Annotated in this window: 14 protein-coding genes and 1 pseudogene; 2 read left to right on the forward strand and 13 right to left on the reverse strand. The window is 48.1% G+C overall.

Annotation, left to right across the window (positions count from 1 at the left end):
• Positions 1 to 298: 298 nt before the first annotated feature.
• The 10 genes and pseudogenes from rlmD to ftsH all read right to left on the reverse strand — a co-directional run bounded on the left by rlmD (position 299) and on the right by ftsH (position 12,614).
• Entirely contained in the window at positions 299 to 1,747 is a 1,449-nt protein-coding gene (gene rlmD, locus RDL68_RS00570; RefSeq protein ID WP_308539719.1) for a 23S rRNA (uracil(1939)-C(5))-methyltransferase RlmD, read from the reverse strand.
• Between the two features lie 151 nt (positions 1,748 to 1,898).
• On the reverse strand, positions 1,899 to 2,843 hold the full coding sequence (locus RDL68_RS00575; protein WP_308539720.1) for an NAD(P)-dependent oxidoreductase: 945 nt from the start codon (positions 2,841 to 2,843) through the stop codon (positions 1,899 to 1,901).
• A complete protein-coding gene (locus tag RDL68_RS00580) occupies positions 2,840 to 3,535 on the reverse strand; it encodes a hypothetical protein (protein ID WP_308539721.1) in 696 nt (231 codons plus the stop codon). Before RDL68_RS00580 ends, RDL68_RS00575 begins: the two co-directional genes overlap by 4 nt.
• 9 nt (positions 3,536 to 3,544) lie before the next feature.
• Positions 3,545 to 3,763 (reverse strand): annotated as a pseudogene (locus tag RDL68_RS00585) (ATP-binding domain-containing protein); the annotation flags it as partial.
• Positions 3,764 to 3,775: 12 nt separating this feature from the next.
• On the reverse strand, positions 3,776 to 5,737 hold the full coding sequence (locus RDL68_RS00590; RefSeq protein WP_308539722.1) for an AAA family ATPase: 1,962 nt from the start codon (positions 5,735 to 5,737) through the stop codon (positions 3,776 to 3,778).
• Positions 5,738 to 5,828: 91 nt separating this feature from the next.
• Positions 5,829 to 7,094 (reverse strand): UDP-N-acetylglucosamine 1-carboxyvinyltransferase, encoded by a 1,266-nt coding sequence (gene murA / locus RDL68_RS00595; RefSeq protein ID WP_308539723.1) that lies wholly within the window; start codon positions 7,092 to 7,094, stop codon positions 5,829 to 5,831.
• A gap of 9 nt (positions 7,095 to 7,103) precedes the next feature.
• Complete coding sequence (gene upp, locus RDL68_RS00600; protein ID WP_308539724.1) at positions 7,104 to 7,733, reverse strand: uracil phosphoribosyltransferase; 630 nt, start codon at positions 7,731 to 7,733, stop codon at positions 7,104 to 7,106.
• 74 nt (positions 7,734 to 7,807) lie between these two features.
• A complete protein-coding gene (locus RDL68_RS00605; RefSeq protein WP_308539725.1) occupies positions 7,808 to 8,977 on the reverse strand; it encodes an L-threonylcarbamoyladenylate synthase in 1,170 nt (389 codons plus the stop codon).
• A complete protein-coding gene (locus RDL68_RS00610; protein ID WP_308539726.1) occupies positions 8,974 to 10,629 on the reverse strand; it encodes a putative manganese-dependent inorganic diphosphatase in 1,656 nt (551 codons plus the stop codon). The genes RDL68_RS00605 and RDL68_RS00610 overlap by 4 nt, the downstream gene beginning before the upstream one ends.
• A complete protein-coding gene (gene ftsH, locus RDL68_RS00615; protein ID WP_308539727.1) occupies positions 10,629 to 12,614 on the reverse strand; it encodes an ATP-dependent zinc metalloprotease FtsH in 1,986 nt (661 codons plus the stop codon). The genes RDL68_RS00610 and ftsH overlap by 1 nt, the downstream gene beginning before the upstream one ends.
• Positions 12,615 to 13,051: 437 nt before the next feature.
• On the opposite strand from ftsH, the gene RDL68_RS00620 reads away from it, so the two are divergent.
• Both RDL68_RS00620 and RDL68_RS00625 read left to right on the forward strand, forming a co-directional pair.
• Positions 13,052 to 13,732, forward strand: coding sequence for a YitT family protein (locus tag RDL68_RS00620; RefSeq protein ID WP_308539728.1), 681 nt, complete (start codon positions 13,052 to 13,054; stop codon positions 13,730 to 13,732).
• Between the two features lie 110 nt (positions 13,733 to 13,842).
• Entirely contained in the window at positions 13,843 to 14,646 is an 804-nt protein-coding gene (locus RDL68_RS00625) for a hypothetical protein (RefSeq protein WP_308539729.1), read from the forward strand.
• A gap of 155 nt (positions 14,647 to 14,801) precedes the next feature.
• On the opposite strand, the gene RDL68_RS00630 is transcribed toward RDL68_RS00625, so the two are convergent.
• From RDL68_RS00630 to RDL68_RS00640, 3 genes are read right to left on the reverse strand one after another with little or no spacing between them, the layout of a single operon-like run.
• Positions 14,802 to 15,779 carry an adenine-specific methyltransferase EcoRI family protein gene (locus RDL68_RS00630; protein WP_308539730.1) on the reverse strand — a complete coding sequence of 326 codons (978 nt, stop codon included), beginning with the start codon at positions 15,777 to 15,779 and terminating at the stop codon, positions 14,802 to 14,804.
• 6 nt (positions 15,780 to 15,785) lie between these two features.
• On the reverse strand, positions 15,786 to 16,631 hold the full coding sequence (locus RDL68_RS00635) for an EcoRI family type II restriction endonuclease (protein ID WP_308539731.1): 846 nt from the start codon (positions 16,629 to 16,631) through the stop codon (positions 15,786 to 15,788).
• Positions 16,632 to 16,644: 13 nt separating this feature from the next.
• Entirely contained in the window at positions 16,645 to 16,845 is a 201-nt protein-coding gene (locus tag RDL68_RS00640; RefSeq protein WP_308539732.1) for a helix-turn-helix transcriptional regulator, read from the reverse strand.
• Between the last annotated feature and the right edge of the window lie 13 nt (positions 16,846 to 16,858).

The raw sequence follows: 16,858 nt of genomic DNA on the forward strand, positions 1-16,858 counted from the left end.
ATTGCTCCAAATATACAAAACATCATCAGCAAATATAGTAGGGCTGTTCCGATACCAAGTAGAAATGTCAGAAATGCTGTGAGGATACTTAACACCAAGCTAATTGGGAATAAGATTATTTTTATTATCCATCTCATAATTTCTTATTCCTCACTTTCAAAAACATTCTTTGTATCTCCACACACCATATCAATGCAAACATTCACATCCATATAATTTTTTAAGACTTTTTTTCGTCCTCCCTCTCCGTCTTCTACAAATACATAATGTTTGTAAAACTGCTTAAAATGCAGGATTTTCACGATTTCACTCTTTGTATCAACGCTATGCACTCCACATGCTTCGTCCGCGGAAACTGGTCAAAAGCGACCACTTGCTCTATGCGGTAACCACCGGCGGTGAAAAGGGAAAGGTCGTGAACCTGCGTGGTGGGATTACAGGAGATGTAAACGATGCGTTCGGGAGCAGCCGAAAGAATATGGGCGATGGCTTTGGGATGAATGCCTTGGCGAGGCGGATCGAGAAGAACAACATCGGGACGATCGCCGAGGTCGGCGAGGCGGTTAAGCTCGTCTAAGACATCGGCAGCAACAAAACGCACATTGGCAAGATGATTGCGCTGGGAAGCCTCTCGCGCTTTCTCGACGGCTTCTTCCACAATCTCCACGCCGACCACACGCTGGGCGCGCGTTGCGGCAATTTGGGCAAGTGTACCGGTGCCGGAATAGAGGTCGTAGACCGTTTTGCCACGTAAATCGCCAGCAAGGTCAAGCGCCTTCGTATAAAGGTTGATTGCGCCTTGCACATTGGGCTGAAAGAAAGAGAATGGTCCCACATGAAACGTGAGATCGAAAAGGCGCTCCTCAAGATACGAACGCCCTTCCAAGAGGGTAAGCGTATCCGCTTGAACAACGTCCGCGACACTGTCGTTAGTGGTATGAAAAACGCTGACTATAGGCAGAGAAAGAGAAAGATTGTGCAGAAGGCGCAAAAATTCCGAGGTATCCATGGCAGACCACTCATGTTCCGAGGTGGTCACAAGATTGACCATCAGTTCTCCCGTCGTCAAGGCGGCACGAAGTACTAAATGGCGCAAATAACCGGTTTTCGTCGCACGATGATAAAACGACCACGCACGCTCACGACAAAAACGCTCCACGGCTTTGCGCAAAGAATTGAAATCCTCCGGCACAATGTTGCAAAGTGGGGTCGGCAAAATATCGTAAAAATGACCTGGACGGTGAAGACCAAGCGTCAACGGTCCGCCCGGCGTACTGTCCCCAAACGTGTATTCCATCTTACTGCGGTATCCTTCGGTGATTGGACTGCGATACAAAGAAATCGACGAGGATACGCCCAATGGCGCATACAATGCACGCAGTTGCCGACTTTTCAAAAGAAGCTCGGTTTCCACGTTAATCGTCTGGTAATTGCAACCGCCGCAGAAGCCCGCCTGCGGACAGGAGGGATAGTGTTCCATAGGGGATGGAGAAAGCAGTTGTAAAGGCAAAACTTCGCGCACGCCACCATGCGAACGCTTCACGCGACAACGCCAAACTTGTCCGGGAAGTCCTCCCTTCATCCGCATGGGGGCTATTCCTTTTCGTCCGCTATGATCTACGGGAATCTCCAGCATCTCTCCCACAGGATCATGCGGCACGGGCGAAAGCACAACGCCACTTGCACGATCCGGATACGCTAACTCTTCAATACGCACGTCCACCACCGGGTGTTTTCTCTTCGTCATCGATCCTTCCTTCCTGTTCCTTCCCATTATAGCGGATTCGTGCAGAATGCCGTTTGATTTCCCCAAACGAGATACGCCATGACGAAGAACAAAAAAGTGTTACGAAACGATGCCTCAAAGAAAAACCACCGACTTTGGCAGCAGCAACGGATTATTCTCGGTTCTTTTCGTCTAAAAAGGCGCAAGCGTTACGAAAAACAATTTTCGCACGCTTTTCCATCGCTTCCTGTGTAAAATACGCGATATGCGGCGTAAGAAGAACATGCGGAGCAGAAAGAAGCGGTTCGTCGGAAGAAAGGGGTGGTTCTTCCTCGAAAACATCCACGCCTGCACCGGCAAGTTTCCCTTGTTTCAGGGCTTCCGCCAAATCGTGCGAATTGACAATCGCTCCACGGGCACAATTAAGAAGAATCGCACTCGGTTTCAGTAAAGCAAAATGACGGGCGGTGAGAAAATCGCGTGTTTCCGGCGTACTCGGCAGATGCAGCGTAAGAATGTCCGCTTGCCGAAGCACCTCTTCGAGCGGAAGATAGGTAAGACCAAGTGCTTTTAGCGCCTCCTTTTGCGAACGATTAAAGCCAATCAGTCGCGCCCCGAAGGCATGAAACAGCTGTGCTACACGCGTTCCAATACGACCGGTTCCGATAATCCCGACCGTTCGACCGGCAATCTCTCCTCCGCAAAAATCGGCCGCCTTTCCTCCCTGACGGATTTCGCCATCACATTCTTTGAGATGACGAAGAAGAGAAATGGTCATACCCATCACTAACTCTGCAACACCTTCATCCGAATAGGTCGCGGCATTGGTGACACGAATCCCTTTAGCGCGCGCTTTTTCTACCGGCACATGGTCCGTTCCGGTAAAGGCGATATTGATATATTGAAGGGCGGAAGTCTTGTCCAGGATGCTTTCCGGCATAGGGGTGTTTGCCAAGATAACCTGCTCGGCGCCCTCAATACGAGAAAGCCATTCTTCTTCTGTTTTCGGCTTCGTGGTATAGGCTTCGAATTGATTGCCGTTCTCCCGAAGCGGCGCAGACAGCGCATTCAAACGTTCTTCCGCTATTGCCAGCGGTTCTACCAAGACCGTTTTCATCTTTCCTCCTTCTGTTGTAACCAGCCACCTTCGTTTTCTTCTTCGGTTGGAAAGTCGACGCACGCCAATGTTAGCCCCACGGCATACCATTGCGCTTCTTTTAGAGTTTGCAAGGCTTCCCAAAGTGTATTTCCTGTCGTGATAAAGTCGTCACAGACAATGCCCACGCCAAATGGCGAAGTGCGCAAAGCAGAAGGAGATAAGGAAAACGCCCCTCTCACATTCCTTAGTCGCTCCGAGGCCGCCATTGTCTTCTGCGCCTTGCGTGAAGAATCTTTTTGCAACAGTGGAAGCAGCGGAATAGCAAGCGCAGAGGAAACCGACTCCGCAAGTGCTTTTGCCGGATTAGATGTGCGAAGCACTTCCCGGCGATGATGCTGTGGAATATACGATACCCAAGATGCCCGTGAAAGCAAGGGATGCTGTTTCGCATAGGCACTCAAAAGATGTTGAAAAACAAATTCATACGCCGTTCTTTGGTGAAACTTATAGGCTCCAAAGTAGTGGCGCAAAAAGCGATTATAAAACAGCGCACTGTAGGCATAAAAGGGAACATCGTCTGTGGAAGAAAAACGGTGACACGCGCCCGGCGCTTCCAACATGTCCAAGCAATCGCGACACAGACCGAACCGCCCGTTTGCCGGACGATGACAAAAAGGACAGCGATCTTTCTCCACAAACAAAAAGGACACCCTTCCTCCTTAAAATAGTTCCTGACGTAATGCCAACGCCTGGCTCAGCCGTTCATCCAACGAAGAATTGCGCCGTCGGATGTGGTTGTTCTCCACCATACGCTTGAGGGTTTGCCTATCCCCAACGCAAAGGCACAAATTTCGCGCGCGTGTCATAGCGGTATACAGAATATTGCGCGTTAAGAGCATCGGCGCGCCCGGCACAACGGCAATCACAACGCAAGGAAACTCCGATCCTTGTTACTTCAAGCAGAAGACGGCATACGACAAGTCCAGTTCGTGAAATTGTTTTGGTTCATAGTGCGTCCGGCGACCCTCGAAATCGACTTCAAAAGACGCTCCCTGTTCATCAATCGCAGAAAGCACGCCAAAATCGCCATTATAAACGCCTTCTCCTTTTTCCTCCGTTGCCGTCGTCCATGCCAAATCGTAATCGTTTTTTACCTGCATGACGGCATCGCCTTCGCGAAAATGTCTATCGCCAACATCCCATTCTCGTTTCGCTTCGCGAGGCGGATTCAACGCACGCTGCAGACGGGCGTTTAGGCTAATTACACCGCACTCCCCCCTCTTCATCGCCGAAAGCACCTGAATATCCTGAAACGGCGAAAGCCCATAGTAGTCGGGAAGACGACGCGTAACCAAATCTTCAATCAAATCCGCTGCATCGCGCACATTTTTCGTCGGCAAAAAGAAAAAGTCGCCGCCTGTTTCGTTCGCTACCGGCATTTCCCCATGTCGCACACGATGCGCATTGCGTACAATACCGGATTGTTCGGATTGCCGGTAAATGTGTTCCAGTCGGACAGTCGCAATCACGCCGGAGGCAATAAGATCATGCAAGACGTTTCCTGCGCCGACCGACGGCAACTGATCGGCATCCCCCACCAATACAAGACGCGCCGAATCCTTGAGGGCGTCGGTCAAATGTGCCATCAACGGCAGATCCACCATACTCAGTTCATCTATAATCACCGCATCGGCTTCCAGCGGATTCTCTGCATTGCGACTTGGACCGGAAATCTCTTCTCCTCCACGATAGCCCAGCAAACGATGCACGGTCAAGGCTTCTCTGTCTGTTGACTGTTCCAATCGCTTCGCTGCGCGTCCCGTCGGTGCCGCAAGGGCGCTCACCAGTCCGTTTTGGTCAAACAGCTCTAAGATGGCTCGCACAATCGTTGTTTTTCCTGTACCGGGACCGCCGGTAATCACAACAACCCGTTCCTGTGCCGCCTGTGCAATAGCAGCTTTCTGCAAGTCATCCGCCACCAGTCCGAGTTTCTCTTCTATCGCCGGATAATCCACCGTTAACGGCTCGCCTGCATCTTCTCGAAGCAAAACGAGACGCATCGCCACATCGTGTTCTGCCACATCAAAACGACGCAGGTACAGCCGTTTTTTAGCGGCATCTCGCACGACACGTTCGTCCACCGTCAACGAAAAAATCGCTTCGTCAAGAGTCTCCGGCACACGCCCCAGCAGATGCCGCAAGCCGCGTTCCAGCTCCTCATCGGTCACATAGCAAGCTCCATCCGAAAGTGCGGCATGTTCACAAAAAAAAGCAATAGCGGCTTTTGTGCGCAGAAGAGAATCCTCTGCTATGCCCATCTTCTTCGCTATCGCGTCTGCCGTAAGAAAGCCTATCCCCTCAACTCGCTCAACCAAAATATAAGGATTCTCTTTGATTTTCTCTACGGCATCCAAACCAAAAACGCGCATAATCTCCTGTGCCGTTTTTGGCCCCACACCTAAATTCTGCAACGCCATCATGGTGCGTGAAGAGGCTTCCTGCGCAATCAGCGCTTCCTGAATCGCTGCCGCCTTCACCGGCCCTATGCCGCGAAGCGAAAGCAACACTTCCGGCTCCTCGCGCAAAATAGTTAACACGTTTACGCCGTATTCTTCCACCAACTGCGTCGCCCGTTTTTTCCCGATATGCGGAACCGCCCCCGACGAAAGATACCGTATGAGCTGTTCCGCCGTCGTCGGCTCCACTTTGCGCGCCAATTTCACCTGCAGCTGTTCGCCATATTTGGGATGAAAAACGAGATCGCCCTCCAATTCCCAATCTTCCCCTTCCGTCAACGAAAAAAAAGTGCCTACGCACGTTAAGGGACCGTCCTCTGTGGACAGCACAAAGACGGTCCACCCACTCTCGTCCTTATGAAAGCGTACGGTGGAAACCGTCCCCTTAATTTGCATAGAACACCTCTTTTCGATGCACTCCTAAAAGATGCTTTATCGGCGACCTCGTGAACGCCGAAACGCATGAAGCAGCTGGCGCACCTCGTTGTTATTCGACAAAACGTTCGACGTCTGCGCCCAATCCTTTGAGTTTTTCTTCAAAGCGATAGTAGCCGCGGTCTAAGTGGAACACATTATGCACTTGCGTCTCTCCGTCTGCAACTAATCCGGCAAGAACCAGTGCCGCACCGGCACGTAAATCGGTAGCATTCACCTTTGCGCCGACTAAATGCTCCACGCCGCGGATAACCGCTTCATTGCCATCGGTCACGATGAGCGCCCCCATCTTGTTCAGCTCATCCACATGCATGAACCGATTTTCAAAGACGGTCTCCTCGACATGACTTTGTCCTTTGGCGATACACATTAGTGCCATGAATTGCGCCTGCACATCCGTCGGAAATCCGGGATAGGGAAGCGTGCGAATCTTGGTCGCTTTGAGCCTGCCGGTGGACTGAACGAGAATCGTATCATCGTCATTTTCTTCGATACGAACGCCCACTTCCTGAATCTTCGCCAAAATCGGGCGGATATGCGCAGAAAGCACATTCTGCACTTCCACCGTACCGCCGGTCATCGCTGCGGCAACGATGAAGGTAGACGCTTCAATGCGGTCGGGAATAATCACATGGCGTGCGCCGTGGAGCTTCTTTACCCCTTGTACGGTAATCGTAGAGGTGCCGGCTCCGCGTACTTTTGCCCCCATCTTATTCAGAAAATTCGCTAAATCCGTAATTTCCGGCTCTTTCGCCGCATTCTCAATAATGGATTCCCCACGCGCCATCGTGGCAGCCATCATGATATTTTGTGTCGCACCCACGGAGGGAAAATCCAGGTATACTTTTCCGCCTACCAAACCGCCGTCCGGTGCTTTTGCGCCCACGGCATCCGGTTCTTCGTCAATTTCCGCACCGAGCGCCTTAAAGCCCTTCAAATGCAGATCCACCGGTCGTTTCCCGATGTTACAACCTCCCGGCATTTGGGTGAACGTACGCCCCAGACGAGTGAGCAAGGGACCCATTACCACAAAAGAAGCCCGCATACGGTTCATTAACTCGCCCGGCGTTACTGTTTTGTTCACTTGTGAAGCATCAATGCGAATGGTTTCCGCATCAAGATATTCCACCTTGACATCCAGCGCACGTAGCACATCCACCATCACTTCCACGTCTTTTAGCGGTGGCACCTGCTCTAACACAATCTCTTCTGTGCCAAGCAAAGACGCAGCAAGTATGGGCAGCGCTGCATTTTTAGCGCCACTGATGGTCACACGCCCTTCTAACGGACCGCGATTGCGCACCCGTATATATTCCATAAAAACTCCTTACTTTGTGCCGAAAAGGCGATCGCCGGCATCCCCCAGTCCCGGCAGAATATAGGCGTTCTCATTCAGTTCGCGGTCTAATGCCGCCATGATAATATCTACCTCCGGGTGGCTCTCCTGCACCGTCTTTACGCCTTCGGGCGCACCGATGATACAGACCGCCGTGATTTTTTTGCATCCCGCTTTTTTCAAAAAGTCGATGGCGGCAACCATGGATCCACCCGTTGCCAGCATGGGATCCAAGACAAACACATCACGATTAGCGACATCTTGTGGCAGCTTGAGGTAATACTGCACCGGCAAATGCGAATCGGGATCACGATAAAGACCGACATGCCCCACTTTTGCCGTCGGTACGATATCGAGGAAAGAATCTACCATTCCCAAGCCGGCACGCAAAACCGGAACGATGCAAAGTTTCTTGCCGGTCAGTCGATATCCCGTAGTCGACTCCATCGGTGTTTCCAGTGCATATTCCTCTAATTGCAAATCTCGCAAAGCCTCATACGCCTCAAGAAGAGCAATTTCCTGCACCAGATGACGAAACTCGTTCGTTCCGGTATTTTTATCCCTCAAAATGGATACCTTATGCTGAATTAATGGATGATCTAATACAACCAGTTTTCCCATCTCGTCCCCCTTTCCGGGCATTTTTTTTATTCTACCACAGAATCCCCCGTAGAATAAAACCCGTAAACGAGGCTTTACGACACATAAATGCTCTTTCCGCCAGCCGCTTTCATCAAGCGGTTCATAATCGCCACGCCATATCCCACCGGCTCAATTCCATGGACAAAAATAGCGTCGCAATGATGACGGTCTAATTCACGCAGCAGCTGAAAAATGCGCTGCCCCATGGTATCAATCCTTCCTTCTGTTCCGAGAGAACGAATCACCGCTTCTTCCGGCGGAAGCAGCAGCGAAAGTTCTTTCGCCGCTTCGGCAAACACCATAAAGCCGACTTTCTTTCCTTTTTCGGCAAGGGAATAAAAGTCGCTAATCATGCGAGACTCTACGGCGTTTTCCTCGCCGATGTAGATGGTCACCTCTGCGGACGGCGCATAGTGCCGATATTTCATGCCCGGTGACTTGGGGGGCGCAACGCCTGCATCAGGCGTTGCCTGCATTTCTGTCGTGACCGGCGAAGGGTTATTCATCAGGTCCAATGCGGGATCGATGTGTACGCCGGGAAAAAACTTTTCCAGCATACTGGGCGGATAATAACCTGGACGAAGCACCACGGCAGGCTCTTCCGTTACATCCACGACCGTCGATTCCACGCCGATATCACAAGCACCGCCATTGAGAATAAGCGGAATACGACCATCCATATCCTCTAAAACATCCGACGCCGTCGTCGGACTGGGTCTTCCGCTGCGATTGGCGGAAGGAGCGGCAATCGGCGTTTTCGCTTGCGCAATGAGCGATCGCGCCACTTCGCTGGTCGGCATGCGAATGGCAACGGTCGATCCCCCTGCCGTCACCCGATCGGGAACCCGATCCGATTTTTCAAAAATAAACGTAATCGGGCCGGGCCAGAGGCGCTGCAAAGCGTTGTACTGTGCCGGAGTAACCTCTTTTACCAGGGTATCTAACATATCTAATGTAGCAATGTGCAAAATCAGCGGATTATCTTGGGGACGCCCCTTCGCGGCAAAAATCTTTGCTACCGCTTCTTCATTAAGACCGTCTGCGCCTAATCCGTAGACCGTTTCTGTCGGAAAAGCAACGATCTCTCCTCGACGAATCCATTCGGCAGCTTCTGTAATGGCAGGAGCAGAAGCCTTCACGGCAGGCAGCACCTGCGTCGTAAACCGGTGCTCCTCGGCGGCTCCTTTCTCTCCCATCGGTTCTCTATCCGAAAAATGATTCATCGCGTCTTCTCCTTCGCCCGTCCGATCGCTGCGGTCAGCTTAGGCACTAACTGCTTTTTTCGCGAGAGCAAGCCCACGCCCAAGAAACTGTTGTTTTTCAACGGTTGATGAAATTCTTCGGCAATTTCTTCGGCGTGTTCGCCATCCACAAAAATAAGCGAGTTTTCCGCAAAGATGTCCGTTACCACCAAAAGATAGGTATCCAACCCCTGCTGACGGCGAAGCTGCTGCATGGTCTCCATCAGTGTTTTTTCCATATTCACCAGACTCTCGCTGTTTAACGTAAACACTTGCGCCACCTTGACCTTAGAGCCTTCAATATCAAACGGCTTGACGTCACCGGTCAACAAATCGATGGGATCTTTGCCGGTTAAGTCTGTCCCTGCGCGAAACATTTCCATGGCATACTCTTCAATGTTGATGCCAGCGATGGGGGCAAGACGTTCCAGTGCCAAGCGATCCAGCGCCGTCGTCGTCGGGGAACGAAGCAAAAGGGTGTCGGAGATAATCGCCGAACACATCATGCCCGCTGCCGTCCGAGAGGGACGAACACCTTGTTCAAAGTACATCTGGGAGACAATCGTCGAGGTACAACCCACCGGCATCACCCGAAAATAGATCGGCCCCGGTGTATTCACATTCGCTACCCGGTGGTGATCGATGATTTCCAGAATATCCGCGCGGTTCAAATCCGGAACGGATTGGGTCGATTCATTATGATCCACTAACACAATTTTCTTTTTGGGCGTGTTAATCAAGTGATACCGACTGATGGAACCCACGACACGCCCCTGTCCATCCAGCACCGGATACGAACGAAAACGGGTTGTCGCCATAATTTCACGCACTTCATCAAGATATTCCGAACGATGGAACGTCACCAATCCCTCAGAGGTCATCAGGAACCGCACGGGAACGGCTTGGGGCAAAAGACGCGCGGTCGAATACGTGGAATTGGGCGTGCGCAGCACCGTTACCCGATACGTCTTGCACAATTCCTCCATGCCTTCCGCCAAATGCGCATTATTCGTCAAAATAAGCACCGATGCCCCGATGCGGATGGTTTCTTCCTGTGCTTTTTCGCGATCGCCCACCACGACAATGTCATTTTCCCCAATCACCTCGTTAATGTGATCCATGGCATGAATATGAATCGATCCGGTTCGCTCACGGGGATGTTCCGGCAGATAGACGACCTGTCCGGATAAGACTTCCACGATATTTTCCAGCGGGGTATCCGATCGTCCCAAGATATTATCATTCCATATCGTGGCATAGGAATTGGTGATGTTGGAAAGAGAAATGACCCCCATGAGCTTTTGGTCATCGTCCACAATGGAAAGCGAGTTTTGATGATTCTCTTGAATAATCTGGGTCGCACGCGCAAGCGTAGTCATCGGTGAAATGCCATAACTCGTATCAATCTCGATTTCCGAAAGCTGAGCCTGCATGGTATCACGAAACGCCGGCGCTTTTACACCAAAATACTGCAGCGCAAACTGCGTTTCCTGATTCACGTCGCCCAAACGAATGGGGATGGCATCGTAATCGGTAGTACGATTCTTCAATTCGGCATACGCAATCGCCGAACAAATGGAATCGGTATCCGGCACTTGATGTCCGGAAATATAAAGAATCTCTTTTCCGCCCATTATTCTTCCTCCTGTTCTGCGCTATCGGACGGTTGCGACGCAATCGACTGCTCCACCGACAAATCCACCTCTTCCGAGGAAAAGCCTTCCTCGGAGGCGGCATTGTCCGCATCCGCAGCAGACTGTTCCGGTAAAGTGGTTTTTCCATTTTCCCTGCGCGTCTTATTGAGCAGTTCCATAAATTCTTCGCCGGTAATCGTCTCGCGCTCTAAAAGAAATGCGGCAATGACGTGCATTTCCTCTTCGTTCTCTTCCAGAATTTTCCGTGCGGTCTGATGCGCTTTTTTCAGAATCTCCGCGACGCGGCTATCGACTTCCGCAGCCGTAGCATCCGCCGCCATCAAGGACGTATCCTGGCTTAAATAAGGACTGTTCACGGTTTCCAGCGCCATAAAATCGAAGTCTTCGCTCATGCCGAAACGAGTAACCATGGCGCGTGCCATTTGTGTCGCCCGTTCAATATCGTTGGATGCTCCGGTCGTCTTGGTCTGAAACACGAATTCTTCCGCTGTTCTGCCACCGGTAAACGTGACAATTTCGCGAAAAATATCTTCCTGCGTCATGATGACTTTTTCTTCTTCGTCCACTTGCATCGTGTAGCCCAAGGCACCCGAAGTACGCGGAATAATCGTAATCTTTGTGACCGGCGCGGTCCCCTTCTGGATGGCGGCAACGAGAGCATGTCCGACTTCGTGATACGCAATGATTTTTTTATCGCGATCGGTAATGACCGCATTCTTTTTCTGCTGTCCGGCAATCACCGTTTCCACCGACTCTATCAAATCTTCGGTCGTTACCGCATTACGACCTTCGCGGACGGCTCTAAGGGCACCTTCGTTGACAATATTGGCTAAATCTGCGCCGGATGTACCGGCAGTCATTTTGGCTACCTGGCGGAAATCCAATTGTGCGTCGGTCTTAATCTTTCGGGCATGAACGCGCAGAATGTCTTCTCGTCCGCGAATATCCGGCAATTCTACACGAATTTGGCGGTCAAAGCGGCCGGGACGCGTAAGCGCACGGTCAAGGATTTCCGGACGATTCGTCGCTGCTAAAATCACCACGCCGCTGTTGCCTTCAAAGCCGTCCATTTCGCTTAACAATTGATTCAACGTCTGCTCACGCTCGTCATTTCCACCGATTCCGGCGGTATCGCGACGCTTGCCGATGGCATCTATTTCATCAATAAAAACAATGCAAGGTGCTTTTTTCTTTGCCTCTTTGAAAAGATCTCTTACTTTCGCCGCACCCATGCCGACAAAGAGTTCTACAAATTCCGATCCGGAGATGGAGAAAAACGGCACATGCGCTTCACCGGCGACCGCCTGCGCTAAAAGCGTCTTCCCCGTTCCCGGAGGGCCGACCAAAAGAACCCCTTTTGGCGATACCGCACCAATCTCGCGATACTTTGCAGGGTTTGACAGAAAATCCACCACTTCCAACAGGGAATCCTTCGCTTCATCCTGTCCGGCAACATCGTGGAAACTCTTGCCACTCTTGGCTTTCACATACACCTTGGCATTCGACTTGCCAAAACTCATTGCGCCGGAACCCTGCATCTGGGTGATAATGCGGCGACCCATGTACCACAGAAGAGCCAAGGGAATAAGGAAGGTAATCAAAAATCCCAAAATCGGATTGGGTGTAGTGGGTATTTCCGCACTGTATTCCACACCTTTCTTATCCAGGAGCTCGGTCAATGTATCGCTTTCCCACGGGCCGGTCTTCATCTTGACGGCAGTCCCGTTTTTGTCGTTCACCACAAAGGTATAACCGGTTGCGCTCTTTTGCACTTTCTTTACCTGTCCCTCTTCCACCAACTTCGTAAAAGTCGAATAGGACACTTCTTTTATGCGGGACTCGGTAATCATCGGGCTGATGATGAGCTGAATAATCAACAGCACCACAAATACTGCCAGATAATAGTAAATTATCGGTCGTTTCTTATTGCTTCCGTCCGGATTCACTGTACACCTCTTTTCCATTTATCGATTCTTGATGGTGTTACCCTTTTTCCGCAACTTTTATTCTCGGCAAAAAGGATTGTATGAGTATACGCCATAATTGTGAAACGAACATGTTCTTTTTTTCTGCAGCGCACTTCTTTTTATGCTATACTGACGATGCTTTAGTAATAGTAATATCCTGTGGGTGCCGCTAAGCGGTAGTTTTTATCTGCGCACCTTGCTGTGAGCGGGTTCATACGTTGTCTGATGTGGCACGATGAATCATTAAACGGCGAGGCAGACAGAGTTCTTACAAGAAAGAATGGCAAACAATAGCATCAAACACCACACGATTGTACAGCACGGAGTCTTCTCACGGCCAAGGCAATCTTTTTTTGGTTCGGAAGACACCGTGTCCATGAAAACGAGGTGTCTTTATGAAATGCTTGTCGAAAAAGTCATGGAGAAATCAGCCCATGCAGCTACTGCGCCGATTTGCGGCGTGGATGAACTTATCCGTGTTGGATCTTTTTTTAATGGTTCTGGGCAATCTGACAATGGCCTTTGCCCTCTATAACATCCATATGCCGTCCCGAATTACCGAAGGCGGTGTACTTGGTGGCGTTGTCCTGCTGAATAAGGCTTTCGGGCTGGATCCTGCCATGTTGAGCATTGTTTTGGACTTTACCCTTTACGGATTAGGCATTCTTCTTTTGGAACGGGGATTTTTGAAAAAGGCTGTGTTCTCAACACTTTCTTATGCCACTTCCTTGAAGATTTTTTCCGCGATCGGTCCGGTTTTGCCGTCCCTTGAAAATGCACCTTATCTGGCAGCCATCGTCGGCGGATTGCTCCTGGGTGCAGGATGCGGTCTTGTTGTTACCCGAGGCGGCGCTGCCGGTGGCGACGACTGCCTTGCCTTAATCCTCAAAAAGCGCACGTCGCTGTCGTTAAGCGGAGCGTACTTCATCAGCGATGCGGTGGTTCTTGGGTTGTCCTTCTTTGTCTATCTGCCGGCGCAAAACCTGCTGTGGTCCTTCCTTACGACCCTCATCTCATCCTTTGTGGTCGGACAATTTGAGCTGCGCCTGCCGAAGTCGGGAACTCTTGCCCTGCCCATGAAGCAGCGAACCGATGCTTCCAATGCGCGCGCCTGAACAAACTAAGAAACTGCGACGTTTTCGGTTTTCTCCATGTTCCCCTTCCGTTATAATGATCCTAAAAAAACGGATATAATAATCTTAAGAATGCGGAAAAGGAGGTTGCCGTGAAACGTCGCTTTTTTGTTGTGTTGCTGCTTCTCTTTCTGCTCTGTCCTTCCCTATCCCACGCCGATATGGGTCCTAAGCCATACGTTTCGGTGCATATCACCGGATCGGACACACGCTACTACGCAACCTTGTTATCTTCCCCTGCAGAGTATGGTCCATGGAGAGCGAATACAGTCTGGACCACTGATGCGCCGGATGCCATTCAACAAAAATTTCAGCAGTTTACACTTCCCGAAGACTATTATTTTTTAGGCTATGTAGCGGAAGCGGCTCCTCGCGATTTTCGTTGGGGCTACTATCCACCGGAAACGTTTCGCATCCTCCTTTATGACGAGAAAGCGGATCATTTTTTGCTGAGTGCGCCGCTCACGCGTCACGCTTTACAAAATGAGTATACTGTCACTGTAAAAGAAGACCGCATCACCGACATTCAGTTCCGCTATGACTATCTGGCGGATGTTCCGAAGCTTTTGGCGCTGATCGTCGGCACGATCCTGATTGAGCTCGCCGTCGCCTACCTGCTAGGAATCCGAAAGGCGGTGGCACTTCGCTACATCGCCCTTGTGAATCTCGGCACGCAGGCGCTTCTCCATCTCGGCTTATGGTTTATCGGTTTCCGACTGGGGACAACCGGCATCATGCAGGTCATGCGCCCTGTCTTGTTGCTTCCCCTGGAAGCTCTTGTCCTCGGCATCGAAGCTTTTCTCTACCGCAGAAAATTGCCGAAAGAACAGCATCCCGTTCGCTATGCCGTACTTGCCAATCTGGTGAGTTACACGATCAGCCTGCTGATTCCGTAACGCGAAACAGAATCGAATAAACGAAACAAAAAAGGAGCCGTTAACGGTCATTGAATTAGGGATTTTAGAAAAAATGATTCAGAGAGCCTTTGGTGGCAAAAGGAAAAGCTGTGAATTCAATGCTCACAGCCTTTAGATTTATAAAAGATCATTCTCTATATTCTTTTATTTCTTACAAGAATTCTAAAATAAGGGCATTTACCATTTATTGATAAATCCTTATTATCATTGCCTTTCCTAAATTTTAATATTTCGAACTGATCTGGGTTGAATTTATGAAGAAATGTAATCGGAACACCTATGGCTCCATCATAATCGTTAGGAATATCGACTGTTCGATTTACATTTATTCCTTCATAATTATCATACTTCGGATATTTTTCTTCATTTCCTTTATATGTTTGAGTCAGCGGTATATCTATATGCCTTTTTTCATTATCTAAATTTGTTAGCCATAAATTATTATTTGTCGAGACTATCCTGTTACCTTCATCATCTATCTTAGTTTCGGTCCCATATAATTCATAATGCTCTGGGACTATAAATCCAGATATGCCACGTCCCATATTAATGCCCATCCAGACCTCATTATTTTGTATTAATTTAAAAATACTTTTATAAGTAATTGCATTGATGTTTCCAATTACAAGAAATTCTTTCTTAAACTTTATTATTTGTTCAATGTGTTCTCTGAAGAGAGAAAATGGTGGATTTGTTACTACAACATCCGCTTTCTTTAAAATCTCGATACTTTCTTGACTTCTAAAATCTCCATCGCCTTTAAAATATTTAACATCATATTGATTTGGTATCATTTTTTCTTCTTTTCCGCCTGAAAATTCATAGTAAAATCCACTATAATTATTTTTATCATGGTAGTTAAAAATATTAATATCATTCTCGACATAGCAAGATGATATTATTTTTTTTAAACCTAATTCATGAAAGTTTTTGGCGAAAAATTTATAGAAGTTACTTTTAGTTGGGTCGTCACAATTGCAATAAACGGTTTTTCCTTTAAATTTAGTTTTATAATTCTTTAATTCTCTCTCAATGTCGATCATTTGCGTATAAAACTCGTCGTTTTTGTTTTTCTTCGCTTTTCTCAAATGAACGTTATTGTTATTTCTCATCAATACTTAATCTCCCCGATTATTCGTTATTTGTTCAAAAATATCTCTCCCTAACATCTTTAAAGATGTGTCTGCGATATCAACTAAAATATTAAACATTTCTTCGTTAGACCATCTGCTACCGTCCCCTTTTGTGTACATTGAAGCAGCTTGGAGCATAAATGATTTATCATCACTTTTGATAATTTTGTTTATACAAAGATTCGTATTAAATGGCATCCCATAATTCGCAGCAGTTAACCGATCTAATCGGTTTAATATTCCAGAATTATAATTTAAAACAACTATTCTTCCGTCGGGTCTTGTTACTTCAATAGTCTTAGTCAAAAAATTTGATCCTTCTAAAAAAATAACATATGGAAAATGTGATTCAGATAGCATAAAATTAGCTATTTCAGAAATATTTTTATGCGAGCGCTCTATAGCATTTCCCGCAGCCATTAAGTCTTGATTATTGTTCTTGCCAACTAGATTTCCATTCTTAATATTTTCTATGTCTTTACCTTGAAATTTAGCTTCCGATACTAAAACAACTCTCCAATTATTTTCATCATCTCTTACCTCTATTATTCCTCCATCCGGTTTTATTCTAGAGTTTTCTAAGAATAATGTTTGACCAAGCTCGCTATCTATTTTTTGTAAAGATTTATTAATTTCTGATTTACGTATGCTACTTCTATATCTAAAAGTTAATTCTGGATATTTTTCTTCTAATTTTTCTAATACTATTTTTGATATTTGTCCAACTGACAAGTCATGTCTTTTTGCTTCATCCCCAAATATACCAATAACACCATGCGACTCTTTGTGTTGAGAAGTTAATCTATTGCTTTGATTCTTTTTCTTTGCCATTTAGAGAATCTCCTTATAACTTATATTCCAATATCTCGGATATATCGCATTTAAAATACCTACAAATTCTACCAAGTATTACCATGCTAACATTCTCATCCCGCCCCATTTTTGCTATGGTTCGCGGAGTTGTATTTATGGCTTTTTGTAAGTCAAGTTTATTCATCTTTTCGTCTATTAATTTTTTCCATAATTTATCATAGGAAAATCCCATATTGCACCTCTTT

This window comes from uncultured Murdochiella sp., from assembly GCF_902488755.1.
GTDB lineage: Bacteria > Bacillota > Clostridia > Tissierellales > Peptoniphilaceae > Murdochiella.